This is a genomic window from Pseudomonas sp. GNP012, assembly GCF_054343835.1.
On record NZ_JBTGUU010000001.1, the window covers coordinates 711,714 to 730,819 of the forward strand.

At 60.2% G+C, this 19,106-nt stretch carries 21 protein-coding genes; 12 read left to right on the forward strand and 9 right to left on the reverse strand.

Annotated features, from left to right (window positions below; all coding sequences use genetic code 11):
• Position 1 precedes the first annotated feature (1 nt).
• Entirely contained in the window at positions 2 to 1,159 is a 1,158-nt protein-coding gene (gene emhA / locus ACXX83_RS03110) for an efflux RND transporter periplasmic adaptor subunit EmhA (protein WP_015093856.1), read from the reverse strand.
• A 277-nt stretch (positions 1,160 to 1,436) separates the two neighbouring features.
• On the opposite strand from emhA, the gene emhR reads away from it, so the two are divergent.
• On the forward strand, positions 1,437 to 2,069 hold the full coding sequence (emhR, locus tag ACXX83_RS03115; RefSeq protein WP_015093857.1) for an efflux system transcriptional repressor EmhR: 633 nt from the start codon (positions 1,437 to 1,439) through the stop codon (positions 2,067 to 2,069).
• Positions 2,070 to 2,378: 309 nt separating this feature from the next.
• On the opposite strand, the gene ACXX83_RS03120 is transcribed toward emhR, so the two are convergent.
• The 4 genes from ACXX83_RS03120 to ACXX83_RS03135 all read right to left on the reverse strand — a co-directional run bounded on the left by ACXX83_RS03120 (position 2,379) and on the right by ACXX83_RS03135 (position 5,818).
• Positions 2,379 to 2,909 carry a hypothetical protein gene (locus ACXX83_RS03120; RefSeq protein WP_458547535.1) on the reverse strand — a complete coding sequence of 177 codons (531 nt, stop codon included), beginning with the start codon at positions 2,907 to 2,909 and terminating at the stop codon, positions 2,379 to 2,381.
• Between the two features lie 266 nt (positions 2,910 to 3,175).
• Positions 3,176 to 4,225, reverse strand: a complete 1,050-nt coding sequence (locus tag ACXX83_RS03125) for an alkene reductase (RefSeq protein ID WP_015093859.1) — start codon at positions 4,223 to 4,225, stop codon at positions 3,176 to 3,178.
• Positions 4,226 to 4,255: 30 nt separating this feature from the next.
• Complete coding sequence (locus tag ACXX83_RS03130) at positions 4,256 to 5,422, reverse strand: MFS transporter (RefSeq protein WP_217837427.1); 1,167 nt, start codon at positions 5,420 to 5,422, stop codon at positions 4,256 to 4,258.
• A gap of 93 nt (positions 5,423 to 5,515) precedes the next feature.
• The gene (locus ACXX83_RS03135) at positions 5,516 to 5,818 is read right to left on the reverse strand and encodes an ArsR/SmtB family transcription factor (protein WP_007983055.1); all 303 of its coding nucleotides are present in this window, start codon (positions 5,816 to 5,818) and stop codon (positions 5,516 to 5,518) included.
• A 170-nt stretch (positions 5,819 to 5,988) separates the two neighbouring features.
• Here ACXX83_RS03135 and ACXX83_RS03140 point away from each other — a divergent pair, with 170 nt between their 5' ends.
• Positions 5,989 to 6,567: an acyl carrier protein phosphodiesterase gene (locus tag ACXX83_RS03140; protein WP_126049770.1), complete on the forward strand. Its 579-nt coding sequence runs from the start codon at positions 5,989 to 5,991 to the stop codon at positions 6,565 to 6,567.
• A 108-nt stretch (positions 6,568 to 6,675) separates the two neighbouring features.
• Here ACXX83_RS03140 and ACXX83_RS03145 read toward each other — a convergent pair whose 3' ends face one another.
• Positions 6,676 to 7,467 (reverse strand): lysophospholipid acyltransferase family protein, encoded by a 792-nt coding sequence (locus ACXX83_RS03145; RefSeq protein ID WP_015093861.1) that lies wholly within the window; start codon positions 7,465 to 7,467, stop codon positions 6,676 to 6,678.
• Complete coding sequence (gene olsB, locus ACXX83_RS03150; RefSeq protein WP_015093862.1) at positions 7,467 to 8,222, reverse strand: L-ornithine N(alpha)-acyltransferase; 756 nt, start codon at positions 8,220 to 8,222, stop codon at positions 7,467 to 7,469. Before olsB ends, ACXX83_RS03145 begins: the two co-directional genes overlap by 1 nt.
• Before the next feature lie 155 nt (positions 8,223 to 8,377).
• On the opposite strand from olsB, the gene ACXX83_RS03155 reads away from it, so the two are divergent.
• The 5 genes from ACXX83_RS03155 (at position 8,378) to ACXX83_RS03175 (ending at position 12,839) form a co-directional block, all read left to right on the forward strand.
• On the forward strand, positions 8,378 to 9,265 hold the full coding sequence (locus ACXX83_RS03155) for an acyl-CoA dehydrogenase family protein (RefSeq protein WP_015093863.1): 888 nt from the start codon (positions 8,378 to 8,380) through the stop codon (positions 9,263 to 9,265).
• Between the two features lie 155 nt (positions 9,266 to 9,420).
• Positions 9,421 to 10,515 (forward strand): serine hydrolase domain-containing protein, encoded by a 1,095-nt coding sequence (locus ACXX83_RS03160; RefSeq protein WP_458547537.1) that lies wholly within the window; start codon positions 9,421 to 9,423, stop codon positions 10,513 to 10,515.
• Positions 10,512 to 10,835 carry an amidase gene (locus ACXX83_RS03165; RefSeq protein ID WP_458547538.1) on the forward strand — a complete coding sequence of 108 codons (324 nt, stop codon included), beginning with the start codon at positions 10,512 to 10,514 and terminating at the stop codon, positions 10,833 to 10,835. The genes ACXX83_RS03160 and ACXX83_RS03165 overlap by 4 nt, the downstream gene beginning before the upstream one ends.
• 254 nt (positions 10,836 to 11,089) lie before the next feature.
• The gene (locus ACXX83_RS03170; protein ID WP_015093866.1) at positions 11,090 to 11,680 is read left to right on the forward strand and encodes a YceI family protein; all 591 of its coding nucleotides are present in this window, start codon (positions 11,090 to 11,092) and stop codon (positions 11,678 to 11,680) included.
• A gap of 1 nt (position 11,681) precedes the next feature.
• Positions 11,682 to 12,839 (forward strand): phospholipase D-like domain-containing protein, encoded by a 1,158-nt coding sequence (locus ACXX83_RS03175; RefSeq protein ID WP_458547539.1) that lies wholly within the window; start codon positions 11,682 to 11,684, stop codon positions 12,837 to 12,839.
• 140 nt (positions 12,840 to 12,979) lie between these two features.
• Here the strand turns inward: ACXX83_RS03175 and bglX are convergent, their stop codons facing one another.
• Complete coding sequence (bglX, locus tag ACXX83_RS03180; protein WP_126049780.1) at positions 12,980 to 15,271, reverse strand: beta-glucosidase BglX; 2,292 nt, start codon at positions 15,269 to 15,271, stop codon at positions 12,980 to 12,982.
• 262 nt (positions 15,272 to 15,533) lie between these two features.
• Between bglX and ACXX83_RS03185 the strand changes: the two genes are divergently transcribed.
• The 5 genes from ACXX83_RS03185 (at position 15,534) to ACXX83_RS03205 (ending at position 18,424) form a co-directional block, all read left to right on the forward strand.
• Positions 15,534 to 16,139, forward strand: coding sequence for a LemA family protein (locus ACXX83_RS03185; RefSeq protein ID WP_007976733.1), 606 nt, complete (start codon positions 15,534 to 15,536; stop codon positions 16,137 to 16,139).
• 108 nt (positions 16,140 to 16,247) lie between these two features.
• The gene (locus ACXX83_RS03190) at positions 16,248 to 17,003 is read left to right on the forward strand and encodes a TPM domain-containing protein (RefSeq protein WP_217837434.1); all 756 of its coding nucleotides are present in this window, start codon (positions 16,248 to 16,250) and stop codon (positions 17,001 to 17,003) included.
• Between the two features lie 28 nt (positions 17,004 to 17,031).
• Entirely contained in the window at positions 17,032 to 17,649 is a 618-nt protein-coding gene (locus tag ACXX83_RS03195; protein ID WP_095966228.1) for a TPM domain-containing protein, read from the forward strand.
• Positions 17,650 to 17,778: 129 nt separating this feature from the next.
• Positions 17,779 to 18,081, forward strand: a complete 303-nt coding sequence (locus ACXX83_RS03200) for a helix-turn-helix domain-containing protein (protein ID WP_458547542.1) — start codon at positions 17,779 to 17,781, stop codon at positions 18,079 to 18,081.
• Positions 18,068 to 18,424, forward strand: coding sequence for a putative holin (locus ACXX83_RS03205; protein WP_015093872.1), 357 nt, complete (start codon positions 18,068 to 18,070; stop codon positions 18,422 to 18,424). Before ACXX83_RS03200 ends, ACXX83_RS03205 begins: the two co-directional genes overlap by 14 nt.
• Before the next feature lie 68 nt (positions 18,425 to 18,492).
• Here the strand turns inward: ACXX83_RS03205 and ACXX83_RS03210 are convergent, their stop codons facing one another.
• On the reverse strand, positions 18,493 to 18,918 hold the full coding sequence (locus tag ACXX83_RS03210) for a helix-turn-helix domain-containing protein (protein WP_217837437.1): 426 nt from the start codon (positions 18,916 to 18,918) through the stop codon (positions 18,493 to 18,495).
• Between the last annotated feature and the right edge of the window lie 188 nt (positions 18,919 to 19,106).

Here is a 19,106-nt window from a genome sequence, read left to right on the forward strand (position 1 = left end):
TTTACTCCCCTTTTCCGCCAGAGGCTTTATCAGCTGTCTGAGCGGGGGCCGGGTTCTTTACGGCTACGTTGGTCGCTTCACTGGCCTTGACTTCGATGCCGGGTTTGACGAATTGCAGACCTTCGGTGATCAGGCGATCGCCGGCCTTCAGGCCGTCTTCGATCAGCCACTGGTTGCCGACGGTGCGGTTGGCCTTGAGTTGACGCAGTTCGACCTTGTTGTCCGGGCCGACAACCAGAGCGGTCGGGGTACCCTTGAGGTCGCGGGTCACGCCTTGTTGCGGAGCCAGAATCGCCGCGCTGTTCACACCGGCCAGCAACTTGGCGTGCACGAACATGCCAGGCAGAAGGGTGTGGTCAGGGTTCGGGAAAATGGCACGCAGGGTGACGGAACCGGTGGTCTGGTCAACCGAGATTTCGGAGAACTCCAGCTTGCCGTCCAGCTTGTACTCGCTGCCGTCTTCCAGGGTCAGCTTGACCGAGGCCGCGTTGTCGCCGGCTTTTTGCAGGCGACCGCTTTCCAGCTCGCGGCGCAGTTGCAACAGCTCGACCGAAGACTGCGTCACGTCGACGTAGATCGGGTCGATTTGCTGAATCACCGCCATCGCATCGACCTGGGCATTGCTGACCAGCGCGCCTTCGGTCACCGAGGAGCGGCCGATGCGGCCGGTCAGCGGGGCATAGACCTTGGTGTAGCGCACGTTGATCTGTGCCGTTTGCAGTGCGGCTTCCGATTGCAGGCGGTTGGCCACGGCGGTGTCGTATTCCTGACGGCTTACAGCCTGCTCGTCGACCAGTTGCTTGTAGCGGTCGGAAATCGACTTGGTCGAGCGCAGGTTGGCTTCGGCGCTTTTCAATGTCGCTTCATAGACCGACGGATCGATCTGATAGAGCTGCTGGCCGGCCTTGACGTCGCTGCCTTCCTTGAACAGGCGCTTGAGAATGATGCCGTTGACCTGAGGACGGACTTCGGCAATGCGGAACGCACTGGTACGGCCGGGCAGATCGGATGTCAGGGTGAACGCTTGCGGTTGCAGAGTCACGACGCCGACCTGAGGCGGTGGGGCGGCCGGCGCTGCCTCTTCCTTTTTGCATCCGCTGAGCAGCGATGCCAGGGCGACGGCGGCGACCAGAGCGGTAACAGCTGGCTTGAATTGCATGAAAATCCTCGGGTCAGGCGCGCAACGTGCGCACTAGAAAGGTGGAAGGTTGAAATATGGTTGCCGAGTGGATAAGTAGCTTGCTAAGTAATATACTTACGTACATGGTTGTTTGTAAATACCCAGGCTGTGTATCAAGGTCGTTACAAAGCCCGTTACACAAGCCGTTGAAAGGTTGGAATTGTAGGCCGGGGACGAACCCCCAGAACGTTCGCCCCACTTTTGTTCAGCTGATATTCAGACATCGCTGAAGCACCCTGATTGAGGTTGTACTGCCATGGTCCGTCGTACCAAAGAGGAAGCTCAGGAAACCCGCGCGCAAATTCTCGTGGCGGCCGAAAAGGCCTTTTACGAGCGAGGCGTGGCGCGTACGACCCTGGCGGATATCGCCACCCTGGCCGGCGTCACTCGTGGGGCCATTTACTGGCATTTCAGCAACAAGGCGGATCTGGTGCAGGCCATGCTCGACACCTTGCATGAGCCGCTGGAAGAAATGGCCAAGGCCAGCGAGAGTGAAGACGAACTCGATCCCCTGGGCTGCATGCGCAAGCTGCTGATTCATTTGTTTCATCAAATTGCGCTGGACCCGAAAACCCGACGCATCAATGAGATTCTTTTTCATAAGTGCGAATTCACCGATGAAATGTGCGACCTGCGCCAACAGCGTGTGTCAGCCAGCCTCGAATGCAACGTGCGAATCGGTCTGGCCCTGAGCAATGCCGTCAATCGAGGGCAGTTGCCGGAAAATCTCGACACCGCCCGCGCCGCGATCAGCTTGCATGCTTACATTGACGGCATCCTGTACCAGTGGTTGCTGGCCCCCGACAGTTTTGAATTGCACACCGAAGCCGAACGATGGGTCGATACCGGGCTGGACATGCTGCGCTTGAGCCCCAGCCTGCGCAAATGAAACAAAATGAAAAACTGGCTCCCGGCAAGTCAACCGTTGAAATCCCCCCGAGGATCATTTTGCTTCATGCGCCTTTTTGTAATGGGGTGCTTTTATATATGGGCTCGTGTCAGGTTGACAGCTATCAAGCTACATAATTTGTAGGGATTTTGTATCGAGCTTGCATGGGGCATGAACTTCGAACGGATACCACCGCTCGTGAAAAAGAACCCCGGCTTTGCGAGTCGGGGTCTGGAATGTGGCGAAAAAAGACATCAGTAAGCTGGTCTGATACGTTTTTTCATCGGCGTATTTTTTGTCTGATCGATATTAACCGATTATCAGGTCGACGCTAAAACTGAAGGGCGCCTCTTCATTCTTTTTCGCGATGTTGGCAGTGACTTTATATGGGCTGCTGCTGTTTCCGGATCGCGTTATTGTTTTTGTCCAGATTGGATTCAGGGTTGGATGCAGGAATCCGTAACCCACTGAAACTGTCAGCTGAATAGCTAGCGTGCAAATTAATCCATCTTCGGTAATGTAAGAGAACTCTTGCAGGATCGGAGGGAACTTCCTTTTTTTGTAATGAATTCCATTACTGGAGAAGTCCCGAAAGTATGGAAGTTCGAGAGTTTGCTCATCGTTCATTTCGATTTCGAAGTCTGACAGCGACGTTCCGGTCAAATCCCAGCCTGCTTTCAAGAGCCGGATCGGGCCATTAGTGTTGTTGGCGATGTTGATGGTCATCACGGTGTACTTATCAGGGAATTTGCTGGCTGAGGCAGAAAAGCTGAAGTCTCCAGCTTCATATTCTGTTTGTGCAATGATTTGGGGCGCATGTATCGGGCCGTTGTTGTCCATGCTGTTAATCCTTTAAAGTTTTTTAGGGGCTTTCCATAGCGCTCGATATGTTGTGACGAGGCGTTGTGAAGTATTAAATTGTTTTTTTGAGTTTGTCTGGGTTTTAGTTGTAAGTTTGTATGCAAGTGGGTGTGGGTGTGGGTGTGATACTGGTTTGAATGGCAGGTAAGTTGTCAGGGGTTTAAGTCTGGCAAGCGGGTTTTAGCTTATTTAAAGCAAAAAAAGCCCGGCGTCCGAAACGCCGGGCTTTTTGAGTTTGCGCAGTCTTACAATGTTGGATAGTCGATGTAACCAACCGGGCCCTTGGCATAGAACAGTTCCGGGCGCGCTTCGTTCAGCGGCGCGTCGGCCTGCAAGCGTGCCGGCAGGTCAGGGTTGGCAATGAAAGGTACGCCGAAGGCAACTGCATCGGCCTTGCCGCTGGCGAGCAACGCATTAGCGCTGTCCTTGGTGAAACGCTCGTTGGCAATGTAGGGGCCGCCGAAGGCTTCCTTGAGTTGTGGGCCGAGGCTGTCGGCACCTTCTTTCTCGCGCGAGCAGATGAAGGCGATGCCACGCTTGCCCAGTTCGCGAGCGACGTAGGTGAAGGTTTCAGCCAGGTTGTCGTCGCCCATGTCATGCAGGTCGGCGCGTGGCGACAGGTGCACACCTACACGGCCTGCGCCCCAGATTTCGATGGCGGCGTCAGTCACTTCCAGCAGCAGGCGGGCACGGTTTTCCAGGGAACCGCCATAGTTGTCGGTGCGCTGGTTGGTGCTGCTTTGCAGGAACTGGTCGAGCAGGTAACCGTTGGCGGCGTGGATTTCCACACCGTCGAAGCCGGCGGCCTTGGCGTTCTCGGCACCAACGCGGTAAGCGTCGACGATGTCGGCGATTTCAGCGGTTTCCAGGGCGCGCGGCACCGGGAAGTCGGCCAGCGGACGAACCAGGCTGACGTGGCCCTTGGGCTGGATGGCACTCGGGGCGACCGGTGCTTCATCGTTCAGGTACAAACCGTGGGAAATGCGACCCACGTGCCACAACTGCAGGAAGATCTTGCCGCCCGCGCCATGGATGGCCTTGGTCACGTTGGACCAGCCACGTACCTGATCGTTGGACCAGATGCCCGGGGTGTCCGGGTAGCCGACGCCCATCGGTGTCACCGAAGTCGCCTCGCTGAGGATCAGCCCGGCGGACGCACGCTGCACGTAGTACTCGGCCATCAGCGCATTGGGTACGCGGCCTTCGTCGGCGCGGCAGCGGGTCAGCGGTGCCATGATGATGCGGTTGGCCAACTCGAGGTCGCCCAGTTTGATTGGATCGAAAATAGTCGTCATGAAGTACAACCCTCGTGAGGTTTCAGGTGGTTAGTTGGTAGCAGGTGCCAGATCGGGGTTGCCGCTCTGGCGGAAAGTAATCAGGGTCACCAGCAGGGCGAGTACCGCCAGTACGGCTGCGGCGAGCGGCACGCTGGTCAGGCCGAAGCCATGGGCGATCACGCTGCCGCCGACCCAGGCACCCAAGGCGTTGCCGATGTTGAAAGCGCCGATGTTCAGGGTCGACACCAGGTTCGGTGCGGCTTTGCCGAACGTCACCACGTTCACTTGCAGCGCCGGTACGGCGGCGAAGCACGCGGTGGCCCAGAGAAACAGGGTGATTTCGGTCGGGATCAGGGCGACGCTGGTCCAGGTCAGCACAGTGGACACCACGGCCATGGTCACGAACACACCGATCAGGGTCGCGGCCATGCCTTTATCGGCCAGCTTGCCGCCGATGATGTTGCCTACCGTCAGGCCCAGGCCGATGAGCATCAGGGTCCAGGTCACGCCACGGGGCGAGACCCCAGTGACTTCGCCCAACAGCGGCGCGACGTAGGTGAACAGGGTGAACACCGAGGCGGCGAACAGTGCCGTCATGCTCAGGGACAGCCAGATGCCAGCGCCCTTGAGTGCGGCCAGTTCGGCGCGCATGTCGAGTTTTTCTTCATCGCGCTTGGCCGGCAGGAAGCGGATCAGACCGATCAGTGCAATCACACCGATCACGGTCACGGCCCAGAAGGTCGAACGCCAGCCGGCTTCCTGGCCGAGGGCGGTGCCCAGTGGTACGCCAAGGACGTTGGCCAGGGTCAGGCCGGTGAACATCAGGGCCACGGCCGAGGCACGTTTGTTCGCAGGCACCAGGCCGGCAGCCACCACCGAACCGATGCCGAAGAAGGCACCGTGGCACAGCGCGGTGACCACACGGGCAAACATCAGCACGTTGTAGTCGCCCGCTACTGCGCAGAGCAGGTTGCCGATAATGAAGATGCCCATCAACGCCACCAGGGCGGCCTTGCGCGGCAGCCTGGCGGTGGCCAGCGCCATGAACGGTGCACCGATGGCCACGCCCAGGGCGTAACCGGTCACCAGCCAGCCGGCACCGGGAATCGACACTCCGAGGTCGGCCGCCACGTTGGGCAGCAGGCCCATGATGACGAACTCGGTGGTGCCGATGGCGAAAGCGCTCAAGGCCAGGATGAGTAGCGAGAGGGGCATTGTTTAATTCCTTTTGGCTGACTGACGTGGGGGGCGTTCTCAATTGGTTTTCCCGGCGCTGTGTGAAAACCAATTGAGAACGCCCCCACAGGGTCAGAGCTCTTTACTGAAGGTTTTGAGGAACTCCTGAATGGTTTCCTCATTGCGTTTGAAAAAATGCCACTGGCCGACTTTGCGGCTGCTGATCAGGCCGGCGCGTTGCAGGGTCGCCAGGTGTGCCGACACCGTGGACTGCGACAGGCCGCAACGTTGATCGATCTGCCCGGCGCAAACGCCGTGCTCGTTGCTGTGGGACTGGTCGGGAAATTCGACGGTCGGGTCCTTGAGCCAGTGCAGGATTTCTCGCCGTACTGGGTGTGCCAGGGCTTTTATTATTTCGTCGAGATTGATGGTCATGATGTGGGCTCGTGATGTTTAAAACGCTATATCGCGATGAGGCGAACTTTAAATCGGTATTTCGCGATATACAAATATGATTTGGCTCTGACCAGCTCGCATTTCGGTATATCGAGTTATAACGATACGTTGAGTGTAACAAGACAAGGGGGCAGTGCTAAGCTGCGCCCATGAACTATCTCGCACATCTTCACCTCGGTGGCCAGCGTCCCGGCCAATTGCTCGGCAGCCTGTATGGCGATTTCGTCAAGGGGCGGCTGCAAGGGCAGTTCGCTCCGGACATCGAGGGGGCTATCCAGTTGCACCGCAGCATCGACGTGTTCACCGATCGCCATCCGCAGGTGGATGTCGCGTTGTCGCGTTTCTCCCTGACCCGTCGTCGCTATGCGGGGATCGTGCTCGACGTGTTTTTCGACCATTGCCTGGCGCGGGACTGGAGGCTGTATGCCGACCGGCCGCTGGAACTGTTCACCTCGGACGTTTATCGCGTGCTGTCCAGCGAGCGGCAGCTGCCGGAGCGGCTGGCGAAGATTGCGCCGCACATGGTGGCCAATGACTGGCTGGGCTCGTATCAGGAATTTGAAGTACTGGAGCAGGTGTTGCGCGGGATCTCGCGGCGCCTGACCCGGCCGGAGGAACTGGCGGCGGCGATGCAGGAGTTGCGACGGTTGTATGAACCGTTGAGCGAGGACTTTCGGTTGTTCTATCCGCAGTTGCAGGATTTTGCGCGGAACTATCCAGCAACTTAAAACCACTGTGGGAGCGGGCTTGCTCGCGAATGCGGTGTATCAGCTGACATCTGAGCTGAATGACAGATCGCATTCGCGAGCAAGCCCGCTCCCACATGGGATCTGTGTTTATGCTGCGATAGCAGGGCGCATCGGTGCTCGCTGAGGTTCAACGACAGTCCCAAACAACGCCTTCTGCACCGCCTGCTGCGCCTCGAACGCCAGTGCCGCGCGCTCCCGGCCTTCACAGGCGATTGGCTTGAGCAGATGAATCTCCACGCCGCCACGGTCATTGGCGAACAGACGCATCAGGTGCGACAGCAGATCATCGTCGCCAATGAATGGCGCCAGCGCGCAAGGCTGGCCGTCACGCACATAACGGATCGCCACCGGCTGCAGCGCCACTTCGGAGTCGATGGCGGCGGACAGCAGGCGGCCATGGAAGGTGCGCAGCGAACGGCCATCGGTGGTGGTGCCTTCCGGGAACATCAGCAGTGGGTAGGCTTGTTCCAGATGGCGGGTCATCTGCTTGCGGATCAACTGGCTGTCACCCGCGCCACGACGGATGAACAGGCTGCCGGCCTTGGCCGCCAACCAGCCGGCCACCGGCCAGGTGCGCACTTCGGCCTTGGACAGGAACGACAGCGGCGTGAGCATGCCCAGCAGCGGAATATCGGTCCAGGACACATGGTTGCTGACCCAGAGCATCGGTGTCTTCGGCAGCTCACCGTGGACGGTCACGTCAAAGGGCAGGGCGTTGCCCAGGCGGGCCATGAAAAATCGCGACCAGCGCTGACGACGCGCCATCGAATGGGCCAGGCCCAGGCGTTCGAACACGCCGAACACACTGGCCATGCCCAGGCCCAGCGTCACCACCATCAGCACTCGCGCGATTCGCGCGTACACCCGCAACCGGCTCATTACACAGCCGCCTTGAAGTGTTTGGCGTAGCGCGGGCAGAGTTCGTCGCGCTTGAGCAGGATGAATACGTCGGCGACCTGGAAGTCTTCGTCCCAGCAAGGCTCGCCGCAGATCTTCGCGCCCAGGCGCATGTAGGCCTTGAGCAGTGGTGGCATTTCGGCAATCACGTTGGACGGGATGTCCAGGCTTGGCAGCGGGTTTTTCGGCTCGGCGCGCAGGTGTTCGGTGCACAGGTAGCGTTCGCGCAGACGCTGCATGATCGCGTGGGCCTGTACACCGCCATCCTGCATCGGAATGCTCGCGCAACCCATCAGGTAGCTGTAGCCGCCCTGGTTCAGGACTTCGGCCAGTTCACCCCAGAGCACGGCGATGGTGCCGCCGTTGCGGTAGGCCGGGTCGACGCAGGTGCGACCGATTTCCAGGATCGGGCCTTGCAGGTGTACCAGGCCGTGGAGGCTGAATTCTTCTTCGCTGTAGAACTTGCCCAGGCTGCTGGCAGCCGTGTGGTCGAGCAAACGGGTGGTAGCCACCAGGCGCCCGGTGTTCAGGTCGCGCACGCCGATGTGGGCGCAGTGAACGTCGTAGTCATCCATGTCCAGACCCCGTTCAGCGCCCTTGAGCTTGGCGTTGAATTCGCCGCTGAACACGTTGAAACGCAAGGCCTGGGCTTCCTGCAGCGCCTCGGCGCCCACCAGGCGTTCGGCTTGCAGGCGGCGTTCGTTGGCGGTGTCGCTGATGCGGGCGATCTGAGTCATGGCGAATCTCCGTGCGGGCTGCTCACCCGTCTTTGGGCTACAGCGAATCGACTTTCTTTGTCTAGCCGTGTTGTGCAAAGTCAGGCTATGTAGCCCCGGTGTCATCGCCATTAAGCTTTGGTGATGCTTATATGACAGCCCACGAGGAGCCTCTTATGCCCTGGCAAACCCTGTTGAACCGCCGTGATCGCTTGCCCGCCAACCCGGACCTGGCCGAAGGTTTCGCGACTTTGTTGCAGCAGCTGGGCACGGTCGCGCCGTTTGAATTGGCCGTGCTGGGCGGGCGGCTGATGGCAACGCCGGGGCTGGCGTTTCTGGTGGGATATCAAGCGGCATTGCGCATGCTCTGGCCGAGCGCGCCACTGAGCCTCGGCGCCTTGTGCGCCACGGAACAGCGCAGCCTGCGACCGGCCGACATGCAAACCCGCCTGAGCGGTTTGCGTCTGAGCGGACGCAAGGATTTCGTCACTGCCGGCGATGCCGCCGACTGGTTGCTGGTGGCTGCACGCTGCGAGGAGCCCGGCGCCGACCCGCGCTTGAGCCTGGCGGTGATCTATCGCGATGAGCCGGGCGTGCGGCTGGAAAAACTGGCGCCGATCCCGTTGATGCCGGACATCAGCCACGGCCGGTTGTTTCTGGATAATGCCTTGTGCGAATTGCTCGCCGGGGACGGCTGGGATGCATACGTCAAACCGTTTCGCACGCTGGAAGACATCTATGTACTGAGCGCCATGACGGCGTGGCTGTATGGGGTCGGTCAGGACTGTGCCTGGCCGCCATCCTTGCAATTGCGTCTGCTGGGGCTGTTGGCAGGGTGCGCGGAGGCCAGCCGCCAGCCACCGACCAGTCTGGCCGGGCATGTGGTGCTTGGCGGGTTGTTCGCGCAGTTTGATGCGCTCAAGACTGAGGTGAATGAGGCCCTGGCCGATGGGCCGCCGGAGTGGGCGGCGATGTGGCAGCGCGATCAAGCGGTGATGGATCTGGCGGCGGGAGCTCGGGGGAAGAGGTTGGCCAAGGCACTTTCCGGATATTCACTGGATTGACCGGCCCCTTCGCGAGCAGGCTCGCTCCCACATTGGAAATGCATTCCCCTGTGGGAGCGAGCCTGCTCGCGAAGACAGCCTCAACAGCAACACAAATCCAGGAACTGTCATCAACCTCGACTAGGCTCAGCAGGTTCAATCTCCGAGCCCCCGCCATGGCCAAAGGCTTGTCCCTGATTTTCCTGATGTTGCTCAGCTTCACGGCCCAGGCCGAGTACTGGCCCGCCGAGCAATGGCCGACCGCCCCGACGCCGACCGGCCCGACGCTTCAAGCCCTGGAGGCCTACGCCTTCCCGTCCCGCGATGACAGCACTCGCCAGGGCATTCGCACCGATGCCTTGCTGGTGATTCGCGACGGCCAGTTGCTCTACGAGCGCTACGCCGGCCCGACGACGGCCGAGACGCCGCACCTGACCTGGTCGATCAGCAAGAGCCTGATGGCCGCCGTCCTTGGTGTGGCCTATGGCGAAGGCTTGTTCAAACTCGGTGATCCGGTGGCGAAGTTTTATCCGCCCCTGCAAAAACATCCCGATATGACCATGGTCGACTTGCTGCACTGGGCTTCAGGCCTGGACTGGCAGGAGGACTACGAATATGCACCGCTGAAATCTTCGGTGGTGGCCATGCTCTACACCCGCGGGCGCCACGACATGGCCGGGTTCACTGCGGCGCATGCTGCGTACGCCGCGCCGGGTCAGGCCTTTCGTTACTCCAGCGGTGACAGCAACCTGTTGTCCGCCGCGCTGAAAACCATCGTCGGCCCCGACCGCTATCCCGACTATCCATGGACTGCGGTGTTCGAACCGCTGGGCATTCGCCACGCCGTTTGGGAAACCGATGACACCGGCACGTTCGTCGCGTCGTCCTATGCCTACCTGACGGCACGGGATCTGGCCAGGGTCGGTCTGTTGATGGCCCGTGAGGGGCGCTGGGGAGACAGGCAACTGCTGCCCAAAGACTGGGTGGCGTTCAACCGCGAGCCGTTCGCTCATTATCACGCCCGGCAAGACGATGCCGTCCCCGGCGGCCAGTGGTGGCTCAATCGAGCGGTTGAGGGCGCGCCACAACCCTGGCCCGATGCCCCCGCCGATACCTTCGCGGCGCTGGGGCATTGGGGGCAGGCGATGTATGTGATCCCCAGTGAACAGCTGGTGATCGTCCGCTACGGCGATGACCGCGACGGCAGTTACCGGCACAACGAATTGCTCAGGCTCGCGCTCAAGGCCTTTGCCGGGAAGGTGCAGCCATGACCGGTTTCATACGCCGTCGACCGGTCAGTTCCCTGTTGCTGATCCTGCTGATCGCCTTGCTCGGCTGGATCTGGCATGAGCGGGTGGCGCTGTGGGCGTTCCCCGACATCATCAGCGCCTACACCGCCAAGGAATATTGTTCGTGCCGCTACGTGATGGGTAACGATACCCAGTACTGCCACGGCTATGTGAAGCAATGGCTGCCCACCAGTGGCTTTATCGATGACCCGAGCGCCAGACGCGTAACGGTCAGCGGCATGGGGCGCAGCAACAGCGCCGTGTGGATCGGCGAGCGCCAGGGTTGTCGCTTGGAGCCTTGATCACGCTGAAATGGTGAGATCTGGCGAGGGCTCTTGTGGCGAGGGGGCTTGCCCCCGTTGGGTCGCGAAGCGGCCCCAAAACCTGCAACTTCGGCGAACCAGAAAAACCGCGATCACCGAGTTTACGACTGCTTCGCAGCCGAACGGGGGCAAGCCCCCTCGCCACAAAAGCGGGTTTGGTGCAGTAGACGGCTTGCAATGCGCTGAGGGCCGGTTAAGGTTCAGCACAGGTTTATCTGCCCCCACGAGTCTTTATGTTCAAGCGCTCCACCCTTCAAACCCTCGCTTTCCTGCTGCTGACCGGTGCCGCGTTGTCGGCCCGTGCCGATTGGTACCTGGATGGCGAGTCTTCACGCCTGTCGTTTGTCAGCACCAAAAACGCCAATGTTTCCGAAGTGCAGCGCTTTCTGGTGCTGCACGGCAAAGTCGATCCCCAGGGGCTGGCGCAGGTGGAAGTCGAGCTGGAGTCGATCAACAGCGGCATCCCGTTGCGCGATGAGCGCATGCGCAAGGAGCTGTTCCAGATCGAGCGGTTCCCCGACGCCTTGATCTCCACGAAAATCGATCTGCGCCCGATCAACGACCTCGCTCCCGGTGCACAGCTGGAGTTGCGCCTGCCGCTGATGGTCGACCTGCACGGCAAACAACACCAATACCAGGCCGAACTGCTGGCCACCCGTCTCGATGACCGGCGCTTCCAGGTGGTGACCCTCGAACCGCTGGTGATCAACGCCGAGGATTTCGATCTGGCACCGGGTCTGGAAACGTTGCGCAAAATGGCCGGCCTCTCGGCCATCAGTCTTTCGGTGCCGGTGGGTGCGGTGCTGATTTTCACGGCGCGTTGACATGGCCGGAGCGATTTTTCCCTGGCGCGAAGGCAACCACTTCGAACTGCTGATCGATGGCCCGCAGTTTTTCCCGCGCATGCTGGTGGCGATTGCCCGGGCTGAAGAACAGGTGGAGCTGGAGCTGTATCTGGTGGAGGCGGGTGCCTGTGCCGAAGCCATGGTCCAGGCATTGGTTCAGGCCGCCGAGCGCGGTGTGCGGGTGCGCTGCCTGTTCGATGATTACGGCAGCCTCGCCTTCACCCTGGCCTTGCGCCAGCGGCTGATGGCCGCCGGGGTGGAGCTGCGTTTCTACAATCGTCTGAGCTGGCGGCGCTGGGTCGGCAACTTCTACCGCGACCACCGTAAATTGTTGCTGGTGGACCAGAGTCTGGCCGTGGTCGGGGGCACGGGCGTCACCGATGAGTTCTGGACGCCGGGCGAAGACGTCAGCGAATGGCACGAAGTGATGGTGGAAATCACCGGCCCGCTGGTGCTCGATTGGCAGCTGCTGTTCGATCGTCAGTGGATCGCCAACCGCCATCGTCGCGCTTGGCGACCGGCCTCGCATTTCGGCTTGCCGCGCTTACCCCGTGTACCGGCCAGTGGCGATGGTATGGGCCGGGTGGCCTATGCCGATGCCCGTCAACACCGGGACATTCTGCAATCGCTGGTGCGCGCCCTGAACAGCGGTCACCGACGGATCTGGCTGGCCACGCCGTACTTTCTGCCGACCTGGAAAGTGCGCCGTTCCCTGCGCCGGGCGGCTGCCCGCGGCGTGGATGTGCGCCTGCTGCTGACCGGCCCGCGTACCGATCACCCCTCCGTGCGCTACGCCGGTCATCGCTACTACCCGCGACTGCTCAAGGCCGGGGTGGAGATCTACGAATACCAGCCGTGTTTCCTGCACCTGAAAATGGTCCTGATCGACGACTGGGTGAGCATCGGCTCGTGCAACTTCGATCACTGGAACCTGCGCTTCAACCTGGAAGCCAACCTGGAAGCACTGGACCCCGGATTGACCCGAGCGGTAGCGGCGAGCTTCGAGCACGACTTCGCCCTGAGCCAGCAAGTCAGCCTGGAAGAATGGAAGCGTCGACCGCTGTGGCGGCGGGTCAAGCAGCGGGTGTGGGGATGGGTGGATCGGGTGGTGGTGAATCTGCTGGATCGAAGGGGTTGATCTCGGGTTTCTGAACGCCACAAACCACTGTGGGAGCGGGCTTGCTCGCGAAGACGGAGTGTCAGTCAACGATGATTTCGACTGACACTCCGTCTTCGCGAGCAAGCCCGCTCCCACATTTGTATTGCGGTGTAACGGGGTTAGAGCAACTCAAAGCTCTGCTGCGTCACGTCCTCTGAATCCAGGCCGATCTGCACGTTAAACTTGCCCGGTTCCGCCGCGTACTTGAGCTGGGTGTTGTAGAACTTCAGGTCGTCCTCGGTGATGGTGAAATGCACGACCTTCTGTTCGCCGGCCTTGATCATCACCTTCTGGAAGTTCTTCAGTTCCTTGATCGGGCGGATCATCGAGCCTGCCACGTCCTGGATGTACAACTGCACCACGGTTTCGCCGTCGCGCTTGCCGGTGTTTTTCACCGTGACACTGGCGTCGAGCTTGCCGGTCTTGTTCAACGTGGTCGACGACAGCGCCATGTCGCTCAGGCTGAACTCGGTGTAGCTCAGGCCGTAACCGAACGGGTACAGCGGGCCAGTGGTGTCATCGAAATACTGCGAAGTGTAGTTGCCCGGCTTGCCCGGGGTGAACGGCCGGCCAATGGTCAGGTGGTTGTAGTAGGTCGGAATCTGGCCGACCGAACGCGGGATGCTAATCGGCAGTTTGCCCGACGGGTTGTAGTCGCCGAACAGCACGTCGGCGATGGCGTTGCCGCCTTCGGTGCCGGTGAACCAGGTTTCGAGGATCGCGTCGGCCTGTTCTTTCTCCTCGAGGATCGTCAGCGGGCGGCCGTTCATCAACACCAGCACCAGCGGTTTGCCGGTGGCTTTCAGGGCACGGATCAGCTCGCGCTGGTTTTCCGGGATGTTCAGGTCGGTGCGGCTCGACGATTCGTGGGACATGCCACGGGACTCGCCAACGGCGGCAACGACGACATCCGCATCCTTGGCCGCTTTCACCGCTTCGTCGATCAGCACGTTCGCCGGACGCGGATCATCCACCACTTCCGGGGCGTCGAAGTTGAGGAAGTTCAGGTAACCGAGGATTTTCGGGTCGCTGGTGATGTTGGCGCCACGGGCGTAGATCAGCGTCGATTTATCGCCCAGGGCGTTGGTCATGCCGTCGAACAGGGTGACGGACTGCGCAGGCCTGCCCGCGGCGGCCCAACTGCCCATCATGTCGATGGGCGCCTTGGCCAGCGGACCGACCAGCGCGATTTTCGCGGTCTTCTTCAGTGGCAGGGTCTCGTTCCGGTTCTTCAACAGCACCTGGCTGCGGCGCGCCACATCACGGGCCTCGGCGCGGTGCAGGCGGCTGTCGGCGTAGGTGTCGACCGGATCGTCCTCGGCTTTGCCGATGCGCAGGTATGGGTCCTTGAACAGGCCCATGTCGTATTTGGCTTCGAGCACCGCACGCACGGCGTTGTCGATGTCGCTCTGCTGGATCTCGCCAGACTTCAGCAGCCCAGGCAGCTCTTTGCCGTACAGGGTGTCGTTCATGCTCATGTGGATGCCGGCCTTGATCGCCAGCTTCGCCGCTTCGCGACCGTCGGCGGCAACGCCGTGTTTGATCAGCTCGAAAATCGCCCCGTGGTCGCTGACGGCCAGGCCCTTGAAACCCCACTCCTTGCGCAGCAGGTCGTTCATCAGCCAGGTGTTGGCGGTGGCCGGCACGCCGTTGACCGAGTTCAGCGCGACCATGACCCCGCCAGCGCCGGCATCAATGGCGGCGCGGTACGGTGGCAGGTAGTCCTGGTACATCTTGACCGGGCTCATGTCGACTATGTTGTAGTCGCGGCCACCCTCGACCGCGCCGTACAAGGCGAAGTGCTTGACGCTGGCCATGATGCTGTCGGCCGCGTTCGCGCCAGTACCCTGGAACGCCTTGACCATCACGCCGGCAATGCGCGACACCAGGTAGGTGTCTTCGCCGAAGCCTTCGGAGGTACGGCCCCAACGCGGGTCGCGGGAGATGTCGACCATCGGCGCGAAGGTGATGTCGAGGCTGTCAGCCGCGGCTTCCTTGGCGGCGATGCGCCCGGACAGGCCGATGGCATCCATGTCCCAACTCGAGGCCAGGGCCAGCGGGATCGGGAAAATGGTGCGGTGGCCGTGGATTACGTCGTAGGCGAAGAACATCGGGATCTTCAGGCGGCTGCGCATGGCGGCGTCCTGCATCGGCCGGTTTTCCGGACGGGTGATCGAGTTGAACGTACCGCCGATGTTGCCCGCCGCGATTTCCTTGCGGATCATTTCGCGAGGCATTTCCGGGCCGATGCTGATCAGGCGCAACTGGCCGATTTTTTCATCGAGGGTCATTTGCTTCATCAGGTTGCTGACGAAAGCTTCCTTGTTCTCCAGGGGTGCGGGCGTCGTGGCGGCCAATACGTTATGACTGGCCAGGCTGACGAACAGGCCCAGCAAACACAGCTTCTTCATGAATAGTTTTCTCAAGGGCCCAAACGGCGATATGCACGCCGGCCAGCCAAAATTTAGGGAGCGTCTATTGTTGTTCGGGTGCCGGCTCAAAAAACCAGAGCCAAAAAACGACAGCCAGGTGGCGGATGCGTTTTCACGCAGGGGCTCTTTTTAGCCCATCGGCCCGTTGCAATCCAGAGGCGCGGGCGATTATGCCCCAAGAGCCGGCCCAGAAGGTTTCACGGTCGGTTTTTTCATGAATGTACAAGGGAGCGACATCCTGATGAATGCAAGTCCAACCTATCGCTCGCGTTTGCAGGTCGTCACGCTGCTGATGCTGGCCACGTTGCTGACCGCCTGCGGCATCAACAATATCCCGACCCTCGACGAACAGGCCAAGGCCGCCTGGGGCCAGGTGCAGAACCAGTATCAGCGGCGCGCCGACCTGATTCCCAACCTGGTGGAAACGGTCAAGGGCTACGCAAAACATGAAGAAGAGACACTGACCGCGGTCATTGAGGCGCGGGCCAAGGCCACGTCGATCCAGGTGGATGCCTCGACCCTCGACAACCCGGAAAAACTCAAGCAGTACCAACAGGCCCAGGATCAGCTCAGTGGCGCCTTGAGTCGTTTGATGGTGGTCTCCGAGCGTTATCCGGACCTCAAGGCCAACCAGAACTTCCTCGCCCTGCAATCGCAGCTCGAAGGCACCGAGAACCGCATCAGCGTGGCTCGGCGCGATTTCATCCTCGCGGTGCAGAAATACAACACCGAGATCCGCACCTTCCCCGGTCGCCTGTGGCACACGGTGATGTACAGCGACCTGCCGGTGCGTGAGACCTTCGAAGCCACGCCGGGTTCGGAAAAGGCCCCGGAAGTCAAATTCTGACGCAACCCTGTAGGAGCTGCCGAAGGCTGCGATCTTTTAGCGCAACGTCAAAAGATCGCAGCCTTCGGCAGCTCCAACAGACCAGGTTCGGGATGGAAGAGGTAGCCAATGCGCGTGTTGAAAACGGGCCTGATGCTGTTGTTGTGGATGGTGGCGATCACGGCCCGGGCCGAACTGAGTTTTCCGGCGCTGACCGGGCGCGTGGTCGACAACGCGCAGATGATCGAGCCTGTGGTGCGCGATCAGCTCAGCCAACAGCTTCAGGCCCATGAACAGGCCACCGGCGAGCAGCTTGTGGTCGTGACGTTGCCGGACTTGCAGGGCACCGACATCGCCGATTTCGGTTACCAGCTCGGCCGCCACTGGGGGATCGGGCAGAAGGACAAGAACAACGGCGCCCTGCTGATCATCGCCCGAAACGAGCGCAGGTTGCGTATCGAAGTCGGATATGGCCTGGAGGATCGCCTGACCGACGCCCAGAGTTCAGTGATCATCAACCAGGTCATCACCCCGGCGTTCAAGACCGGCAACTTCAGTAAAGGCATCAGCGACGGAGTGGCGGCGATGCTGGTGGTGCTGGGCGGCAACCCCTTGGACGAACCCTCCACGGCGTATGAGTCCAGAGGCGATCCAGGGGACGATTTCGTCTCGCGGCATCCCGGCTTGTTGGTGTTTTTGGTGATGCTGTTCATCCTGACTGTTTTTGTGTGTCAGATGCTCGGTATCCTTCCCGCCGGCCGGGGCGGCTCCGGAGGATCCGGGGGCGGTTTTGGCGGTGGTGGATTTGGCGGCGGCGGTGGAGGCGGAGGCTTCAGCGGCGGCGGAGGCAGTTTCGGCGGCGGCGGTTCGTCCGGCGGCTGGTGATAATAAAAATGAGCAGGCAATTCACGACATGGCATTACTGACCGAACACGAACAACGCAAAGTCGCCGAGGCAATCGCCCGGGTCGAGCGCGACACCGACGCAGAACTGGTGACCGTGCTCGCGGCCCGCGCCGACGACTACGCGTACATCCCGTTGCTGTGGGCCAGCCTGCTGGCGCTGCTGGTGCCGGGCATCGTGCATTACCTCACCGGTTGGCTGACCCTGCACAGCCTGCTGCTGGTGCAATGGGCCATCTTCATCGTCCTGTGCCTGGTGTTCCGTCTGCCGAAAGTCACTACCCATCTGGTCCCGCGCTCGGTGCGCCACTGGCGCGCCTCGAACCTGGCGCGCCGGCAGTTTCTGGAGCAGAACCTGCACCACACCGAAGGCAGCACCGGTGTTCTGATTTTCGTCTCCGAAGCCGAGCGTTATGTGGAGATTCTGGTGGATGAAGGCATTTCCAGTCGGCTGGACAACAAGAACTGGGATGCCATCGTCGCCACCTTCACCCAACAGGTGAAGCAGGGGCAGACGTTGCAAGGTTTTGTCAGCTGCGTCGAAGCCTGCGGCGAGCTGCTCAAGGTGCATGTGCCCGTGACCCACGTGCGCAATGAACTGCCGAACCGCTTGGTGGTACTCGGCTAAGTCCTCCCTGGCGTTGTGTAGCGCTTGCCGCTACAACCCCCGTCAATTGTCCGGGTTCAGCCTTGTCGTCAGTATTTCTCTCCAACAGTGGACGCCCAGCGACGGGCGTTCCCGCGAAGAGGGATTCTTATGGCAACCCGACAATCGATTGACTCTTTGGCACGTGCAGCCAATGGCGCTGGGGAAAAAAAGCCCAAGGCGAAACTGACGGCGAAAGAAACGCAAATCCTGATGTGGTGTTTCAAGGGCAAAACTTCCTGGGAAATCGCCAGGATCGAGAATTGCACGGAATCTACCGTCAATTTTCACTTCGCCAATATTCGCCGAAAGTTCGACGTCAGCTCCCGCACTTGCGCATTGCTCAGGGCGATCGAGTCGGGAGCGATCCAGGTGGATTCGGTCGTTGCGCGAGGTGCGCATGAGCCTGACTGATTCGGCATACAACGGCATCAATGGGCTCATGTTGGGAATGGGGATTGCAACGCTGCCAGTGGTCAATGGCGAGGTACTGTTCGGTGCGATGCTCGGCGCGTGGCTGGTCACCACCACTCGCACCAGCTTCAAGGCCTGGCAGCGCATCGGTTCCTGGTTGCTGTCTGCGGGTGTCGGTTACCTCTTTACGCCTGTCGCACATCCGCTGGCGCCATTTCTGACAGAAGGTGTAACGGCCTTTCTTTGTGCGCTGATCGTTATTCCCATCAGCATCAAGCTCATGCAATGGGTCGATGGTGCCGGTATCGGCGAAATCATTCGACACCTGAGAGGACGAAGATGATGGTCCGTGAATGGGGTTGTCTTGATATCCGGAACGGGAAGCCATGCAACTTCGGATGACACAGTTCATCAGGTTTCATTCGAAGGTTTGAGTGTTGCCAGGATGGTGGCCATTTCGGAAAGCCTGAGTTCCATATCACGCAGTCGTTGCTTTTCCTCGAGTGCGTTTTGTATGGCGCAGCGATCGTTTTCGTCGAGCAACCGCCAGAGCGCGAGAATGGTGTTTTCCCGTGTGGTGTTTTCCTGACCACTCTCCGAAGAATCAGTAATTGTTTGTCTCAAAATCGGCCCTTCGCCCAGCAACAGCCAGTCAAGGGATATTCCCCGGGCTTGCGCGATTTCTACGCATAATGAGTAAGGTGTGCTGTCGCGGCCTCGCCAGCTACTAAGGGTTTGCGGGCTGATCTGTAGCGCGGAAGATAAAGAAGCATCGGTTTTTGTACCGGTAACTTGCTTTAGACGAGCCAGAACAGCTTGTGATTTTTTGCTACGCAATTTGAGCCGCTTCCTTTTGACATATGCTTTTTGAGTGCCTAATTTATGCGTAATGAGTACTTTTTTTCTTGTAAGTAATCAATCATCAAAGATGAGTCAGAAGAATACGATGTCGAAACTTCCTAATGGTATCAGGGGGATTTCCTACGAGCATGGCTCGACCCCACTACGCGTCTGCCCGATGCAGT